This is a genomic window from Nonomuraea guangzhouensis (genome assembly GCF_019396345.1).
Taxonomy (GTDB): Bacteria; Actinomycetota; Actinomycetes; order Streptosporangiales; family Streptosporangiaceae; genus Nonomuraea; species Nonomuraea guangzhouensis.
This window is the reverse complement of the sequence record NZ_JAHKRM010000009.1, coordinates 380,616-393,528: the sequence shown is the minus strand read 5'-3', so window position 1 is coordinate 393,528 and position 12,913 is coordinate 380,616. Positions and strand designations below refer to the sequence as shown.

General features: G+C 70.6%; 13 protein-coding genes and 1 pseudogene. 7 read left to right on the top strand and 7 right to left on the bottom strand.

Features of this window, described 5'->3' with window-relative positions; all coding sequences use genetic code 11:
* Positions 1 to 22: 22 nt before the first annotated feature.
* Positions 23 to 2,212, bottom strand: coding sequence for an ATP-binding protein (locus KME78_RS21105; RefSeq protein ID WP_219530804.1), 2,190 nt, complete (start codon positions 2,210 to 2,212; stop codon positions 23 to 25).
* 163 nt (positions 2,213 to 2,375) lie between these two features.
* Between KME78_RS21105 and KME78_RS21100 the strand changes: the two genes are divergently transcribed.
* Both KME78_RS21100 and KME78_RS21095 read left to right on the top strand, forming a co-directional pair.
* Entirely contained in the window at positions 2,376 to 3,506 is a 1,131-nt protein-coding gene (locus KME78_RS21100; RefSeq protein WP_219530803.1) for a NucA/NucB deoxyribonuclease domain-containing protein, read from the top strand.
* 32 nt (positions 3,507 to 3,538) lie between these two features.
* Complete coding sequence (locus tag KME78_RS21095; protein ID WP_219530802.1) at positions 3,539 to 4,036, top strand: hypothetical protein; 498 nt, start codon at positions 3,539 to 3,541, stop codon at positions 4,034 to 4,036.
* 122 nt (positions 4,037 to 4,158) lie between these two features.
* On the opposite strand, the gene rox is transcribed toward KME78_RS21095, so the two are convergent.
* Positions 4,159 to 5,583 (bottom strand): rifampin monooxygenase, encoded by a 1,425-nt coding sequence (gene rox / locus KME78_RS21090; RefSeq protein WP_219530801.1) that lies wholly within the window; start codon positions 5,581 to 5,583, stop codon positions 4,159 to 4,161.
* Between the two features lie 175 nt (positions 5,584 to 5,758).
* A complete protein-coding gene (locus tag KME78_RS64475; protein ID WP_308127053.1) occupies positions 5,759 to 6,061 on the bottom strand; it encodes a cytochrome P450 in 303 nt (100 codons plus the stop codon).
* Positions 6,062 to 6,245: 184 nt separating this feature from the next.
* Here KME78_RS64475 and KME78_RS21080 point away from each other — a divergent pair, with 184 nt between their 5' ends.
* A complete protein-coding gene (locus KME78_RS21080) occupies positions 6,246 to 6,887 on the top strand; it encodes a TetR/AcrR family transcriptional regulator (RefSeq protein WP_219530800.1) in 642 nt (213 codons plus the stop codon).
* A 10-nt stretch (positions 6,888 to 6,897) separates the two neighbouring features.
* Here the strand turns inward: KME78_RS21080 and KME78_RS21075 are convergent.
* Positions 6,898 to 7,097, bottom strand: a pseudogene (locus KME78_RS21075) (ferredoxin).
* Positions 7,098 to 7,231: 134 nt separating this feature from the next.
* Between KME78_RS21075 and KME78_RS21070 the strand changes: the two are divergent.
* The 4 genes from KME78_RS21070 to KME78_RS21055 all read left to right on the top strand — a co-directional run bounded on the left by KME78_RS21070 (position 7,232) and on the right by KME78_RS21055 (position 10,304).
* On the top strand, positions 7,232 to 7,882 hold the full coding sequence (locus KME78_RS21070; protein ID WP_219530799.1) for a TetR/AcrR family transcriptional regulator: 651 nt from the start codon (positions 7,232 to 7,234) through the stop codon (positions 7,880 to 7,882).
* A gap of 117 nt (positions 7,883 to 7,999) precedes the next feature.
* On the top strand, positions 8,000 to 8,443 hold the full coding sequence (locus KME78_RS21065; RefSeq protein ID WP_219530798.1) for an acyl-CoA dehydrogenase family protein: 444 nt from the start codon (positions 8,000 to 8,002) through the stop codon (positions 8,441 to 8,443).
* Positions 8,444 to 8,550: 107 nt separating this feature from the next.
* Positions 8,551 to 9,663 (top strand): CapA family protein, encoded by a 1,113-nt coding sequence (locus tag KME78_RS21060; RefSeq protein ID WP_219530797.1) that lies wholly within the window; start codon positions 8,551 to 8,553, stop codon positions 9,661 to 9,663.
* Between the two features lie 2 nt (positions 9,664 to 9,665).
* Positions 9,666 to 10,304, top strand: a complete 639-nt coding sequence (locus KME78_RS21055; protein ID WP_308127052.1) for a protein-L-isoaspartate(D-aspartate) O-methyltransferase — start codon at positions 9,666 to 9,668, stop codon at positions 10,302 to 10,304.
* Positions 10,305 to 10,326: 22 nt separating this feature from the next.
* Here KME78_RS21055 and KME78_RS21050 read toward each other — a convergent pair whose 3' ends face one another.
* The 3 genes from KME78_RS21050 to KME78_RS21040 form a co-directional block, all read right to left on the bottom strand.
* Positions 10,327 to 11,106, bottom strand: a complete 780-nt coding sequence (locus KME78_RS21050) for an NAD(P)-binding domain-containing protein (protein ID WP_219530796.1) — start codon at positions 11,104 to 11,106, stop codon at positions 10,327 to 10,329.
* Positions 11,107 to 11,147: 41 nt separating this feature from the next.
* Positions 11,148 to 11,993: a TetR/AcrR family transcriptional regulator gene (locus tag KME78_RS21045; protein WP_246651480.1), complete on the bottom strand. Its 846-nt coding sequence runs from the start codon at positions 11,991 to 11,993 to the stop codon at positions 11,148 to 11,150.
* Positions 11,994 to 12,142: 149 nt separating this feature from the next.
* Complete coding sequence (locus tag KME78_RS21040) at positions 12,143 to 12,847, bottom strand: IclR family transcriptional regulator (protein ID WP_219530795.1); 705 nt, start codon at positions 12,845 to 12,847, stop codon at positions 12,143 to 12,145.
* Between the last annotated feature and the right edge of the window lie 66 nt (positions 12,848 to 12,913).

Here is a 12,913-nt window from a genome sequence, read left to right as displayed (position 1 = left end):
GAAAACCGCAGGCAGGCTGGGACTACGACGACGGGCCGGGCGACTGAAGCTTGCGGCGCAGGTCGCCCGTCTGGGGGTGGCCGAGCTCGCGGAGGATCTCGTACGCCTCCAGCCAGCGTTCGCGGGCAGTCTGCCAGTCGCCGATGGCCTCGCTCACGTCGCCGAGATGCCCGAGCAACTGGGCGCGCAACCCCGGGCTCTCCATCGTGCCGATCCGGCGCAGACCGCTCTCGTAGTGCCTGATCGCCGTCTCCGGGTCGCCCAGCCGCTGGTGGAGCACGCCCAGCGTGTCCCAGGTGACCACCTCGTTGGCCAGGTCGCCCGCCCGTTGTTGCAGTTCGAGCGCTCGTTCGTGATACGACAGGGCTTCCTGGCAGGCGCCGATCTCGGAAAGGTACCAGCCCACGGCGAGACTGGCCTTGCCCGCCCAGAGCGGGTCGTCGAGCTCGGTGAAGAGCGACAACGCCTGCTCGGCCTGGTCGAGCGCCTGCTCACGGTCGCCCTGGAGCCAATAGACGTAGGACAGCACGAAACGGCTCTCCGCCTCGCCTGCCCGATGTCCGGCGGCGAGGCTCAGGTCGAGCGCCTGCCGCATGTGGTCGTGCGCGTCGTCGAACCGGTCGAGGCGGCCGTGCACCGCACTCAGGAAGCGGTGCGCGTGCGCCGCCGCGGGCCGGTCGGTCAGGGCGGTCGCCGCGCGCAGCGCCACCGCCCACGCCGCGCCCTCGTCCTGCCAGCGCCGCTGGTCGTTCAGGAACGTGTCCAGCGCCCAGCTCAACTGCCAGGCGTGCCGATGCATGCCCTCCTCCTCGGCCTGCCGCAGCGCGGTGAGCAGGACCGCCTGCTCGGTTCTCAGCCAGTCCAGAGCGGCGGGCAGGTCGAACACGCGTTTCGGCTCGACGCCGTCCGTGGGCGCGGCGAGGGTCATCGGGATGGGCGCGCGCACCGGATTCAGCACCAGCTCGGCGTGGTACGCGGTGTGCGTGTAGTGGTCGAGCAGCCGCGTCAGCGCCGCCTGCCGCGCGGCCTCGGACTCCTCGGCCATGGCACGTTCACGCGCGTAGGCGTGCAGCAGGTCGTGCGTCCGGTAGCGGCCGGGCGCGTGCTCGATGACCAGGCTGGCGTGGGTCAGTTCGGCCAGCGTCCGCCGTACCTCGGGCAGCGCCCGTCCGGCCACCGCGGCCACCGCCGCCACCGCGATGTCGGCGCTGGTGGCGAGCCCGAGCAGCCGGAACAGCCGGGCGGCGGCCGGGCTCAGCGCGTCGTAGGACCAGGAGAACACGGCGTCGATCTCCAGGGCCGCGAGCCGGCCGCCCGGGTGGCGCAGCTCGGCGGCGATCGCCGAGGGCCGGAAGCCGGTCAGCCGTGCCCGCGCGCCGACCAGCGCCAGCGCCAGCGGGAGCCGTCCGCACGCGGCCACGATCGCCGTCACGCCGGCGGGATCGGTGTCCGTGCCCAGCCGGCGGCTGAGCAGTTCGACCGCCTCATCGACCTCCGGTATGTCCAGGCGCAGCGCGGCGGCGCCGGTCTCGGCGACCAGGGCGGTGAGCTGACGGCGGCTGGTGACCACGGTACGGGCGGCCGGGCCCCCGGGCAGCAGCGGCCGGACCTGGTCGGCGTCGCGGGCGTTGTCGAGCACGACCAGCAGGCGGCGGCCGACGGACCGGCTGCGGTAGAGCGCCGCCTGCGCGTCGAAGCCGGACGGGATGCGGTCGGGCGGCACCCCGAGCGCGTCCAGGAATCCGCGGATCACCTCGGCGGGATCGACCGTCGTGTGGTGTGAGAAGCCGCGCAGGTCCACGTAGAGCTGGCCGTCGGGAAAACGCGGCGCCGCCAGGCGGGACCAGTGCACGGCGAGCGAGGTCTTGCCCACGCCCGCCGGGCCGGAGACGGTGACCACTGCGGCCGTGGCCGCGTCGAGGGCGCGCAGCGCCGCGTCACGGCCGGTGAAACCGTCGACGTCGCCGGGTAACTGCGCGGGCGCCGGCGGATGACCGGCGTCCGGTTGCGCGGCGAGCTGGAAGGCGGCGCGGTCCGCCGGGGACAGTTTCAGCGTGTCGGCCAGCACCCGGACGGTGCTGGCCCGGGGAACCGTGACGCGGCCGGACTCGATCTCACGAATCTGCCGCTCGCTGACGCCGGACAGCGCGGCCAGTTCCTCCTGTGTGAGCAGTGCCCGAACCCGGAACTCGCGCAGTGCGTCGCCGAACATCGATCCCCTTCCGGCCGGTTCACAGTACGCGATCATGTCCGCGCGCCCGCAGCCTAACCGCCGGTCAACCGCCGGTCGAGCGCCTGCCGTCCGGATTGCCACGACTGGTTCCCTGAGGGGGTCTCACCCACCGGCCTGACGGGATGCCATGGGCACTATTCGGATGAGAACCATCACGCTTCTGCTCCTGTTCATGTGCGCGCTGCTCGCGGCGCCGGGCGCTGAGGCGTACACCACGAAGAAGGACAACGGCTGCGATCACATCAAGGACCGATTACCGTCCCTCGCCCGCCAGGGCAAGAAGAAGGTCCTGTGCGCCGCACCGGTGACCCAACCGCTCTCCAAGTCGGCCCTGACCACGGCGAGCGCCGCCGCCAATCCGCCGCCCCTGCCCGCCTGGTGCATCGACCCCCCTGACGACCAGACGAAGAGCGCGTGGAAGACCAGGCGATTCGCCTCCTGCCTGATCAACTACGCCACGGTCAGCCTCTACGACACCGCGACAGGGTCCCTGCTCGGACGCACCACCCTGAACTACATCCATTACATCGCCATGTTCTACGACAGCCTCGAACTCACCGACGTCTTCGCGATCGTGCGCTTCAACTCCGAAGGAGCGCTGACCTCGGATGATGCCATCAGTTTCCGTCTCGCGGTCAGTTGCTCCCACGGCTGCACGGCGGGCGACTTCGGCCCGGCGATCACGCTGCCGGAGAACTCCCCCCAATACCTGACCCCGCCCGTACCTCATCTGGTGAACGTGCCCGAGAACGGGGAACGCACCGTTCACACCACCTACGACCCGCAGGTGACGCATCCGGGCGGCGACACGGAAGTCGTCAACGTCTTCCCGCCCGAGAAGGGCCCCTACCCCTCGCCGGACATTCGCTGCGACAAGATTCTCAGCGGCGCCGGCTGCGTCATACCGACCTTCTTCCCCACGCTCAACGGGCTGACCGACTACCCGCAGGTCAGGGCGCACATCAGGACGGCGCAGGCCAGCGGGCTCCCCGGAGCACCGGGGACCACCCCGCTCCACCGGCTGGCCAACGAGGCCAAGGCCGACGAGAACCGGCGAATCGCCTGCCCCGACTGGCGGCCCCGCCCCACGGGATACACCTGCGACGAATATCCCATGGCGCGTACGTGGGAGGGCGCCTCCACGAGCGGCGGCGCGTTCAGCTGGGCCATGGTCCCCGAGAAGGAGAACGAGGGCGCCGGAGGGAAATACGGAGCGCTCGTCCGCTATCAGCGGCTGCTGGACCGGGACGGCTTCTGGGTTGATCCCAACTGATCACGCACATTTCTACCAATGAAGGGACAGTCATGAGTGCTGGAAAGTCAACGACCTCCAACCGGTTCGCGAAGATCCTCCTCGCCGTGATCGTCGGCGCGGCGGCCGGGGCCGTCGTTCCGGTCTCCGCCGCGAGCGCCACCCCGTCCGAGTGCGACCAGTCCGGGATTCCCGACTACTACCAGGTCGTCGTCGGCTCGAGCCCCGATCTGGGCGACCGCAGACTCCAACTGTGGAACGGCGGCGCCTTCAACTACAGCTACGCCAGGCTCTCACCTCGCTATTCGGGCGAGCAGGTCTGGGCGGACCGCAGCCTGCGGGGAATGCCCAGCAGCCTGCCCATGTATCCCACCACCGAACAGGTCAACGCGAACGGCGGCTGGAAGCAGTGCGGCCCCTTCTCCAGTTCGGAGAGCAGTCTCGTCCTGAACTGGAACACCAGCCAGCAGCGGCACTACGCGGTCCGGGCCTGCGCGCGCACCGCGATACTCGGTAGCTTCTGCGGCAACTGGTACATCGACCGGAGCTGACCGGCCGGCCCCGGTCGCCTGGTGTCGTTCACCTGGCGCAAGTGACCTGTCTTGCTCCACGGCCTCGTTCCCGCTCCGGGAACGGGGCCTTTCCGTTGGTGGCCGGGCGCCTGCCGCAGCGCTCAGCTGACGGCGGCGCCGAACCACTTGGGCAACTGGCCGAGCAGCCCCTGCTGATCTTCACCGGCCCATGCCACGTGACCGTCCGGCCGCAGCAGCACCGCGGGCACGTCCAGTTCCTCGCCGGCGTCGACGACGTGGTCGACCCGGTCCGCCCAGCCCGCCACCGAGAGCCGGCCGGTCTGGTCGAGCAGCAGCCCGCGCCCGCCGTGCGTCAACGCGTAGAGGCGCCCGCGCTTCAGCGCCACGTCCCGCATCCGCCGGCCGAGCAGTTCGTGCCCCTCGCCGAAGTCGTAGCGAATCCCGATCCCCGTGATCTTCTCGACCAGATACCGGTTCACCTCCTCGAAGTCCATCAGTTCCGACAACAGCCGGCGCACCGACCGGGGACCCGGCTCCAGGGACAGCAGCTCCATCCCCGCGCGGGTGTTGTTCAGCACGTCGGCGGCCACCGGGTGCCGTTCGGTGTGGTAGCTGTCCAGCAGCCCCTCCGGTGCCCAGCCGGCGACCTCGGCGGCCAGTTTCCAGCCGAGGTTGAACGCGTCCTGGATGCCGAGGTTGAGCCCCTGCCCGCCGACCGGCGGGTGGGTGTGCGCCGCGTCGCCGGCCAGCAGCACCCGGCCGGTCCGGTAGCGCTCGGCCAGCCGGGTGGCGTCGCCGAAGCGCGAGAGCCAGCGGGGTGAGCGCGCGCCGAAGTCGGTGCCCGCGGTGGCCCGCAGCTGCCGCTTGAACTCCTCGAGGGTCGGCGGAACCGTGCGGTCCTCGGCCACCCCGTCGGCGGGCACGACGACGCGGAACACCCCGTCCCCGAGAGGTCCGGCGCCGAACCGCAGCTGGGTCTTGCGGATCTCCGCGACGATGGCGGCGATCGTCGCCGGATCCTCGGTCAGCTCCATCTCGCCGAGCAGCGTCTCGACCTTGGTGGGCTCGCCGGGGAAGCCGACGCCGAGCAGCTTGCGCACCGTGCTGCGGCCGCCGTCGCAACCGACGAGGTAGCGCGCGCGCAACCGCGTGCCGTCGGCCGGCTCGACGGTCACCCCGTGCTCGTCCTGGCTCAGCCCGACCAGCTCGCAGCCGCGCCGGATCTCGACGCCGGCCTCGATGGCGTGCTCGGTCAGCAGACGCTCGGTGGTGGTCTGCGGGATGCCGAGGGTGTACGGATGCGCGGTGTCCAACCGGTCGGGCCACGGCTTGGCGATGCCGGCGAAACCACCGCCCACGACCTGCTTGCCGAGCGCGAGGAACCGCTCCAGCAGACCGCGCTGGTCCATCACCTCGATGCTGCGTACGTGCAGACCGAGCGCGCGGACGTACGTGGTCGGCTCCGTGTCCTTCTCCAGCACGAGCACGTGTACGCCGTGCAGCCGCAACTCGGCGGCCAGCATCAAGCCGGTCGGCCCGCCTCCGGCGACGATCACGTCAATCATGAACCCCCCTGATTTCCGCAGATTCCGGCCTCGGCCGCCGATTGTGCAGCACGACCTGGGCCTTGCCGCAAGCCCCCGGGTGCGCTATAGGTTGAGAGTGGCAGGGAGTTGCGTAACTCCTTGCCTTTCGCTTTTGCCGTCCGTTGCTGACGCTGTCATTCCTCGACGGTGATCTTCACAAGGTTCTCCTTGATGTCACCAGGTGATGGGCAGCTCGTAGGCCCCGTAGACGAATCCGTCGTGCTTGAAGGGGATCCGCTCCAGCCCGGCGGCGAGCGTCCATCCGGGCCAGGGGCTGTCCCAGGCACTGGTGCACCCCGTACCCGAAACTCACGTGGAGCCGAGCGTTGCGCTGCAGGTCCAGCAGGTCCGGGTCGGGGAAGACGTACGGGTCGCGGTTGGCGGTCTCGTCGACGACGATGATCCCCTCGCCGGCCCAGATGACCTGGCCGGCGATCTCGATGTCCTCGAGTGCCACCCCCCGTGGGTGATCGTCAGATTGCGCAGCAGCTCCTCGACCGCCGAGGCGACCAGCTTCGGATCGTCGCCGTCACGGAGGAGGGCCAGCGCGGGACTGGGTCGTCGCGGAGGAGGGCCAGCGCGGGACTGGGTCGTCGCGGGCTATGTGAAGTCCCGGTGCGGTGAGAGACGATGATCAGCAAGTGAGACGAGACGAGCAGGTCAGCGCGACGCGGGAGGCGCTCCTGGCCGCGGCCGAGCGGCTGTTCGCCGAACGCGGGGTGCACGCGGTCGCCAACCGTCAGATCAGCGAGGCCGCCGGGCAGGGCAACAACGCCGCGGTCACGTACCACTTCGGGGCCAAGGCCGACCTGATCCGCGCGATCGCCCGCAAGCACGCCGGGCAGATCGAGCGCATCCGCGAACGCATGATGGCCGACATCGCGGACTCCACCGACCTGCGGGACTGGGTCGCCTGCCTGGTCCGCCCGTTCACCGAACACCTGGAGACCCTGGGCAGCCCCACCTGGTACGCCCGGTTCACCGCTCAGGTCATGGCCGACCCCGCGTTCAGTGCGATCATGGTCGAGGAAGCGCTGACCGCCGCCCCGATGTTGCGGCTGTTCCAGGACGGCCTGGCCCGGTGCCTGTCCGACATGCCCGCTGAAATCCACCTCGAACGCGCCAGCATGACCCGTCACCTGGTCGTGCAGATGTGCGTCGAGCGGGAACGGGCCCTCGCGGAACACGGCCCCACCTTCCGCCCCACGTGGGACGCCACCGCCAACGGCCTGATCGAGGCGATCGTCGCGATATGGCAGGCACCCGTCCTGCGCCCATCGTGACCCGGGGTCTTCACGCGTCCTCGCTCACGAAGATCGCCGCTCCGGGGCAGACGTCGGCGGCATCACGACGACCGGATGGAGTTCCGCGGACGGCCGTTCGTCCAGCAGGATCACGATCCCGTCGTCGTCTCGCTGGTCGAACACGTCCGGTGCGAGAAGCACACACGTGCCGGCCCCACAGCACTTGTCGTGGTCAATGGTGATTTTCATGGGTTAGCGCCATCCGCCCTGCGTGCCACCCGGGAAATAAACCGTACGATTGACTCAAGTAAATCATATGATTGAATTGGGCAGGCGGGGAGGTTCCCGACGATGCGATGAGGGTCGAGATCGAGGAGACGGTGATGGCGGGTAGGACGGTGCGGCCCGAGCGGGGCAGTGCGACCCGGGAGTTGATCCTGGCCACGGCGGAGCGGTTGTACGCCGAACACGGTGTGCACGCGGTGTCGAACCGCCAGATCAGTGAGGCGGCCGGCCAGGGCAACAGCGCCGCCGTGGGCTACCACTTCGGTACGAAGGCCGATCTGGTCCGCGCGATCGCCCGCAAACACGCCGACCAGATGGAGGAACTGCGGGTGTGGATGGTGGCCGACGCCGCCGGTTCCACGGATGTCCGCGATTGGGTGGCCTGTCTGGTGCGCCCGTTCATCCGGCATTTGGCGGCTCAGGGCAGTCCCACCTGGTACGCGCGGTTCCGCGCCCAGGTGATGGCCGATCCGGCGCTGTATGAGATCACGATCGAGGAGGCGCTCCCGTCGCCCTCGCTACGGCTGCTCGTGGACGGCCTGAACCGGTGTGTCTCCCATCTGCCGCCCGCCGTGCGCGAGGCACGCTGGGCCATGGCGCGTCATGTGATCGTGCACATGTGCGTCGAGCGGGAACGCGCCCTCGCCGATGGCACGCCCACCCTCCAGCCGAGCTGGGACGACCTCGCCGCCGGCCTGATCGACGCGATCGTCGGACTGTGGCTGGCCCCGGTGACACATCGTTCGTGAACGGCCTGCTACCACGCTGCCGATGCTGTCGAAAGAGAAGGATTCGAGGCGCCGTTCGCCGACAAGATCGTCGGTCGCCGCCCGTACGGGGTCCTGACCGGTCCGCTACTGGCCGCGGTGATCCACTTCGCGCCGATCGTCGGTGCCGTCTATCTGGGCATCGCGCAGGGTGCGTACGACGAGGCGCTGCGGGTCGTCGCCGGCCGCGCCGGTGAGCCGGCCCCGGCGGCGGTACGCGGCCTGGGTGAGATGTCCGCCCGCCTGCGGGTGGCCAAGTGGGCGCTGCTCGGCGCCGTCGACGAGGCCGGGGAGGACCCGTCGGCGGACGAGCGCACACTGACCACGCTGATGGTGGCCAAACGGCACGCGGTGTGCGAGGCGAAGGCGATCGTGGACCTCGCCCTCGACGTCGTGGGCGGCGCCGCCTTCTTCCGGACCTCGCCGCTGGAGCGGGCCTACCGCGACGTCCGGGGCGGGCCGTTCCATCCGATCAACCCGGAGGCGACCCTGGCCATGGCCGGGACCGGCGCCCTGGCGGACGCCAAGCGCGTGTCCTGGTGAGCCGACCTGGCCAGGCTGCCACGGCTGTGACGCGCACGGCCTCGCCATCATCGGCCAGGTCGTGTGCTCGATACCAGGTCCTGTGCCTGGCCGCCTAGCATGGAGGCATGGGCGCTGACCTGGTGACCCTGTTCCTCGGTGGCGACGTCATGCTCGGCCGCGGCGTGGACCAGGTTCTGCCGCATCCGGGTGATCCCGTCCTGCGTGAGCCGCACGTCGACGACGCGCGCACCTACGTCGAGCTCGCCGAGGCGGTCAACGGGCCGATTCCGCGTCCGGTCGACTTCTCCTGGCCGTGGGGCGACGCGCTGTCGGTCCTCGACGCGTACGCGCGAGACGTCCGGGTGGTGAACCTGGAGACGAGCGTGACCAGGAGCGATGCGTTCGCCGCGGGCAAGGTGCTTCATTACCGCATGAACCCCGACAACCTTCCGTGCCTGGCCATGGTGCGGCCCGACGCCTGCGTACTGGCGAACAATCACCTGCTGGACTTCGGGCCCGCCGGGCTCGCCGAGACGCTCGACGCGCTGGCCGCGGCTGGGCTCGCGGCGGCCGGGGCGGGGCGGGACCTGGACGAGGCGCGCCGCCCAGTGGCCGTGCCCCTGCCGGGAGGCGGGCGCGTGCTGGTGTTCTCGTTCGGCATGCCCTCCAGCGGCGTGCCACCGGACTGGGCGGCGGCCGCGGACCACTCCGGCGTCGACTTCGTGCCGGGGCCGTCGCCGGCCGCCGCGGCCGCGATCGTCGAGCGGGTGCGGGAGGCGAAGCGACCGGGGGACATCGTGGTGGCCTCCATCCACTGGGGCTCCAACTGGGGGTACTGGGTCTCCCGGGAACAGATCCTCTTCGCGCACGCGCTCATCGACGGGGGCGTCGACGTGGTGCACGGGCACTCCTCGCACCATCCGCGCCCGATCGAGGTGTACCGCGGCCGGCTGATCCTGTACGGCTGCGGCGACCTGATCGACGACTACGAGGGGATCAGCGGGTACGAGGAGTACCGCGACGACCTGCGGTTGCTCTACCTCGCCTCGCTCGATCCGGACTCCGGACGGCTCGCCGCCCTGCGCATGGCGCCCGTGCGGGCCCGGCGCATGCGGCTCTGCCACGCCGACCCCGGCGACGCCGAGTGGCTGCGCGCGACCCTAGACCAGGCAGGCCGCGGTTTCGGGAGCCGGATCCGCAGCGAGCCGGGCGGCATGCTCGTCCTGGCGGAGGCCTGACCGTGGCGGGCTCCCCGTGGACCCTGGCGGACGACCTCCGGACAGAGGGCGTCCGCGACGAGCGCCTGCTCGACGCGGTGCGGACGACACCGAGGGCGGACTTCGTGCCCGCCGACGCCATCGGTACGGCCTACGAGGACGCCCCGCTGCCGATCGGGCATGGCCAGGTGACCACCCAGCCCTCGCTCACGGCCAGGATGATCGAAGGGCTGGCCCTGTCCGGCGACGAGCACGTGCTGGAGATCGGCACGGGGCTCGGCTTCCAGACGGCGCTGCTCGCGCGCCTGGCCGCCGACGTCGTGTCCGTCGAGCTGTGGCCCTGCCTCTCCGAGCAGGCCCGGCGTAATCTCGCCCGCCACGGCATCGGCAACGTGGCGCTGCTCGTCGGGGACGGCAGTGGTGGCGTGCCACAGCGCGCCCCGTACGACGCCGTCCTCGTGTCGGCCGCCTTCCCGCAGGTCCCGGCGCCGCTGGTCGAGCAGTTGGGGGTCGGTGGCCGCCTGGTGCAGCCGATCGGGCCCGGCGGCCGGGAGGAGGTCGTGCTGTTCGAGCGGGTGCCCGCCGGGCTGGAGCGCCGCGAGATCCTCACCTTGGCCCACTTCGTCCGCCTCCGCGGCTCGTACGGGTATCCGCTCGCATGATTGATCTACAATGTAAAGGCGGCTACCTCAGATCGGCGAGCAGATCATCAAGTGCCTTACTGAGAGCCTTCGAGTTGGTGGAGTCGAACCAGGTGGTGCGGATGCGTTCGTTGCTGCCGTTCGGGGTCTCGTGGTCGGCCGCGAGCTGGTGCAGGGTTCGGGTCTCGTCGCTCAGGGAGCGTCCGACGCCCTGGAAGAGGCTGCGAACGTAGCGGTCCGCCTCGCCGGAGGGGATGCCGTGGCCGGCAGCCCACGACGTGAGTGTGGCGAGGTAGGAGTAGTGGGCGGTCAGCGTCGCCGACAGGGCGGAGAAGACGTCGAAGGCCGCCTCGTCCGCGACCGGGAGCGACCCGCCCAGGCGCTCGAAGAGCGCGTTCGCCACCGGGTGCGACGGGTACGTCACCGTGACGCAGCGGCGTTCGCGTACGGTGGGCAGGGGGATGGCGCGTACCAGCGGGGCATCGGTCGCGAGTGTCTGGCGCAGCTCGTCGATGCCGACGCCGGCCATCACGTTGACTACCAGCTTGTCGTCGTCCACTCGCAAGCCGGCGAGTGCCTCGTGGCGGTCGGGGCGGCGAACGGCGATGATCACGATCTCGGAACGGTCCACCACCTCCTGGTTGCCGGCGCACACCCGCACGCCCTCATAGCGCTCGGACAGCTCCGCGGCCGCGCGGGCTCCCCTGGGAGAGAGGAACACCTCTGGCGGCGTGTCGGCCCCGTCGCACAGGCCTGCCACGAGGGCCCTGCCGATCTCGCCTACCCCGATGATGCCGATGCGCTTCACTGCGTCTTCCTCCATGGTGCGTGGTGGTCCTCGATGGGTCGGCGTCGTGCGAGGGTTCAACGGCCGGGCTGGTGTCCCTCGGCGTCGCCGGCCGGGTCGATGGCGTCGAGTAGCAGGTCGAGGCCGGTGTCGAAGGCGGTGGCCGCGCTGGGGTGGGTGGCGTCGCCGACTACCCAGGCCAGGGTGGGATAGCGGCCGGTGGCGAACATGCGGGTGAGGTACGGGCTGGTGGCACGCTGCCACTGGTGCTCGGTCAGGCCGCTGGCACGTTCGACGCGCCGCTCGGCGATCTCCATGCGGATCGCGCCCACCAGGTAGGCGCGGACGGCGCCGACCGCGTCGCGGACGGTGCCGGCATCCTCGAACCCCGGGACGCCGTGCAGCGCGGCCATGGACGCCTCGAGGTGGGCGAGCGCGTACGGGCCGAGGTGCGGGCGGCCGCCGAGCAGGTCGGCGAACCACTCGTGACGCAGCGCGGCCTGCCGGGTGCGGCGCGCCAGGGTCCGCAGCGCGGCCCGCCAGTCGCCGCCCGGGCTGGGCGGGTGGATCTCCGCGTACACGGCGTCGACCATGAGGTCGAGCAGTTCTTCCTTGGTGGACATGTAGCGGTACAGGCGCATCGGGCCCGCGTCGAGCTTGGCGGCGACCTTGCGCAATGACACCGCGGCCAGCCCGTCGGCGTCGGCGAGCGCGATCGCCGCGCGCACGATCAGGTCCCGGTTGAGCCAGACCGGAGCCGCCCGATCGGTCGGCTCCGGCCGCTCCCACACCAGCAGCGGCTCGCCCGTCTCATCCCGTACGTCTTCGGGATCGCCGTGGGCCTGGTTGCCTTGCGCGTCGTCCTCCGCGGGATGGCGGCCGGTCGTCGAGGCTCGCCCTCCCGTCCTGTCTCGTTCGGCCATTGCGTTCTCCGTCTGTCGGTCATTACGGCCTCTTCGATCGATGCAGTGTATCGAGCAATACGATGTATGCTGAGTCGGCCGCCTGGACTGACGTGTGCTTCGACGCCGCATCGCCGACGACTCGACGATCCGCCCGACGGATGCGATCCCTAGCGCTCGGCCACTTCGGCTCGGGGTGCGCCCGACAGCCGCGCGCTGGCCTCGGCCGCGGCGCCCATCACGGCGGGAACGAGCGCATCGTCTGCCTTGACGCCCAGCTGGACCACTCCGAGGCTCGCCGTAGCCCAGTCCGACGCCTGGATGGGCGCGGCAATGCCGACCGCGCCGGGCTGAAGCATGCCCACCGTGACGGCGTAGCCGCGCTCACGCGCCAGCCGGACGTCTTCGGTGTCGCCGGCGCTCGGTGGCCGACCGGCGAGGATCGCCACCCCGTCGGCGCCGACGCCAAGGGGGTGGCGCGTCCCTTCCCGCATCGCCAGGTGGAAGGTGGTGTTCGGAGGCTCGGCCGTCACAAGGATGAGCGCGTGATCTCCGTCGGCGACGCTCAGCAGCGCGGTGCTGCTGGTCTGCTCGCTCAGCTTGCGCAGAATGGGCCATATCGTGCTCTGGAGGCGTGGTTGGAGGCGTCCGGCCAGTTCGACGACGCCGAACCCGAGGACGTACCTCGCGCCTTCCCGGCTCACGAGATCGTGGGCCTCCAGAGTGCGCAGCAAGCGGTAAACGATGGCCCGGGCAGTGCTGAGCCGTTCGGCGAGGTCGGCGGCCGTCAGGCCGTCTTCGCTCCTGGCCAGCAATTTGAGCACGGTCAAACCGCGGTCGAGTGTCTGAGATGTCTCCCCGCCGGGTGCAGCCACGACAGCTCCTCACCCTCCTCTCCAGATCTCGCACATGGTGTCACATGTCGGCGTGCGGTGCCGTCT

Coding starts and splice junctions, on each gene's coding strand:
- KME78_RS21105 (WP_219530804.1), bottom strand. CDS start 2,212: ATGTTCGGCGACGCACTGCGCGAGTTCCGGGTTCGGGCACTGCTCACA.
- KME78_RS21100 (WP_219530803.1), top strand. CDS start 2,376: ATGAGAACCATCACGCTTCTGCTCCTGTTCATGTGCGCGCTGCTCGCG.
- KME78_RS21095 (WP_219530802.1), top strand. CDS start 3,539: ATGAGTGCTGGAAAGTCAACGACCTCCAACCGGTTCGCGAAGATCCTC.
- rox (WP_219530801.1), bottom strand. CDS start 5,583: ATGATTGACGTGATCGTCGCCGGAGGCGGGCCGACCGGCTTGATGCTG.
- KME78_RS21070 (WP_219530799.1), top strand. CDS start 7,232: ATGGCGGGTAGGACGGTGCGGCCCGAGCGGGGCAGTGCGACCCGGGAG.
- KME78_RS21060 (WP_219530797.1), top strand. CDS start 8,551: ATGGGCGCTGACCTGGTGACCCTGTTCCTCGGTGGCGACGTCATGCTC.
- KME78_RS21050 (WP_219530796.1), bottom strand. CDS start 11,106: ATGGAGGAAGACGCAGTGAAGCGCATCGGCATCATCGGGGTAGGCGAG.
- KME78_RS21045 (WP_246651480.1), bottom strand. CDS start 11,993: ATGGCCGAACGAGACAGGACGGGAGGGCGAGCCTCGACGACCGGCCGC.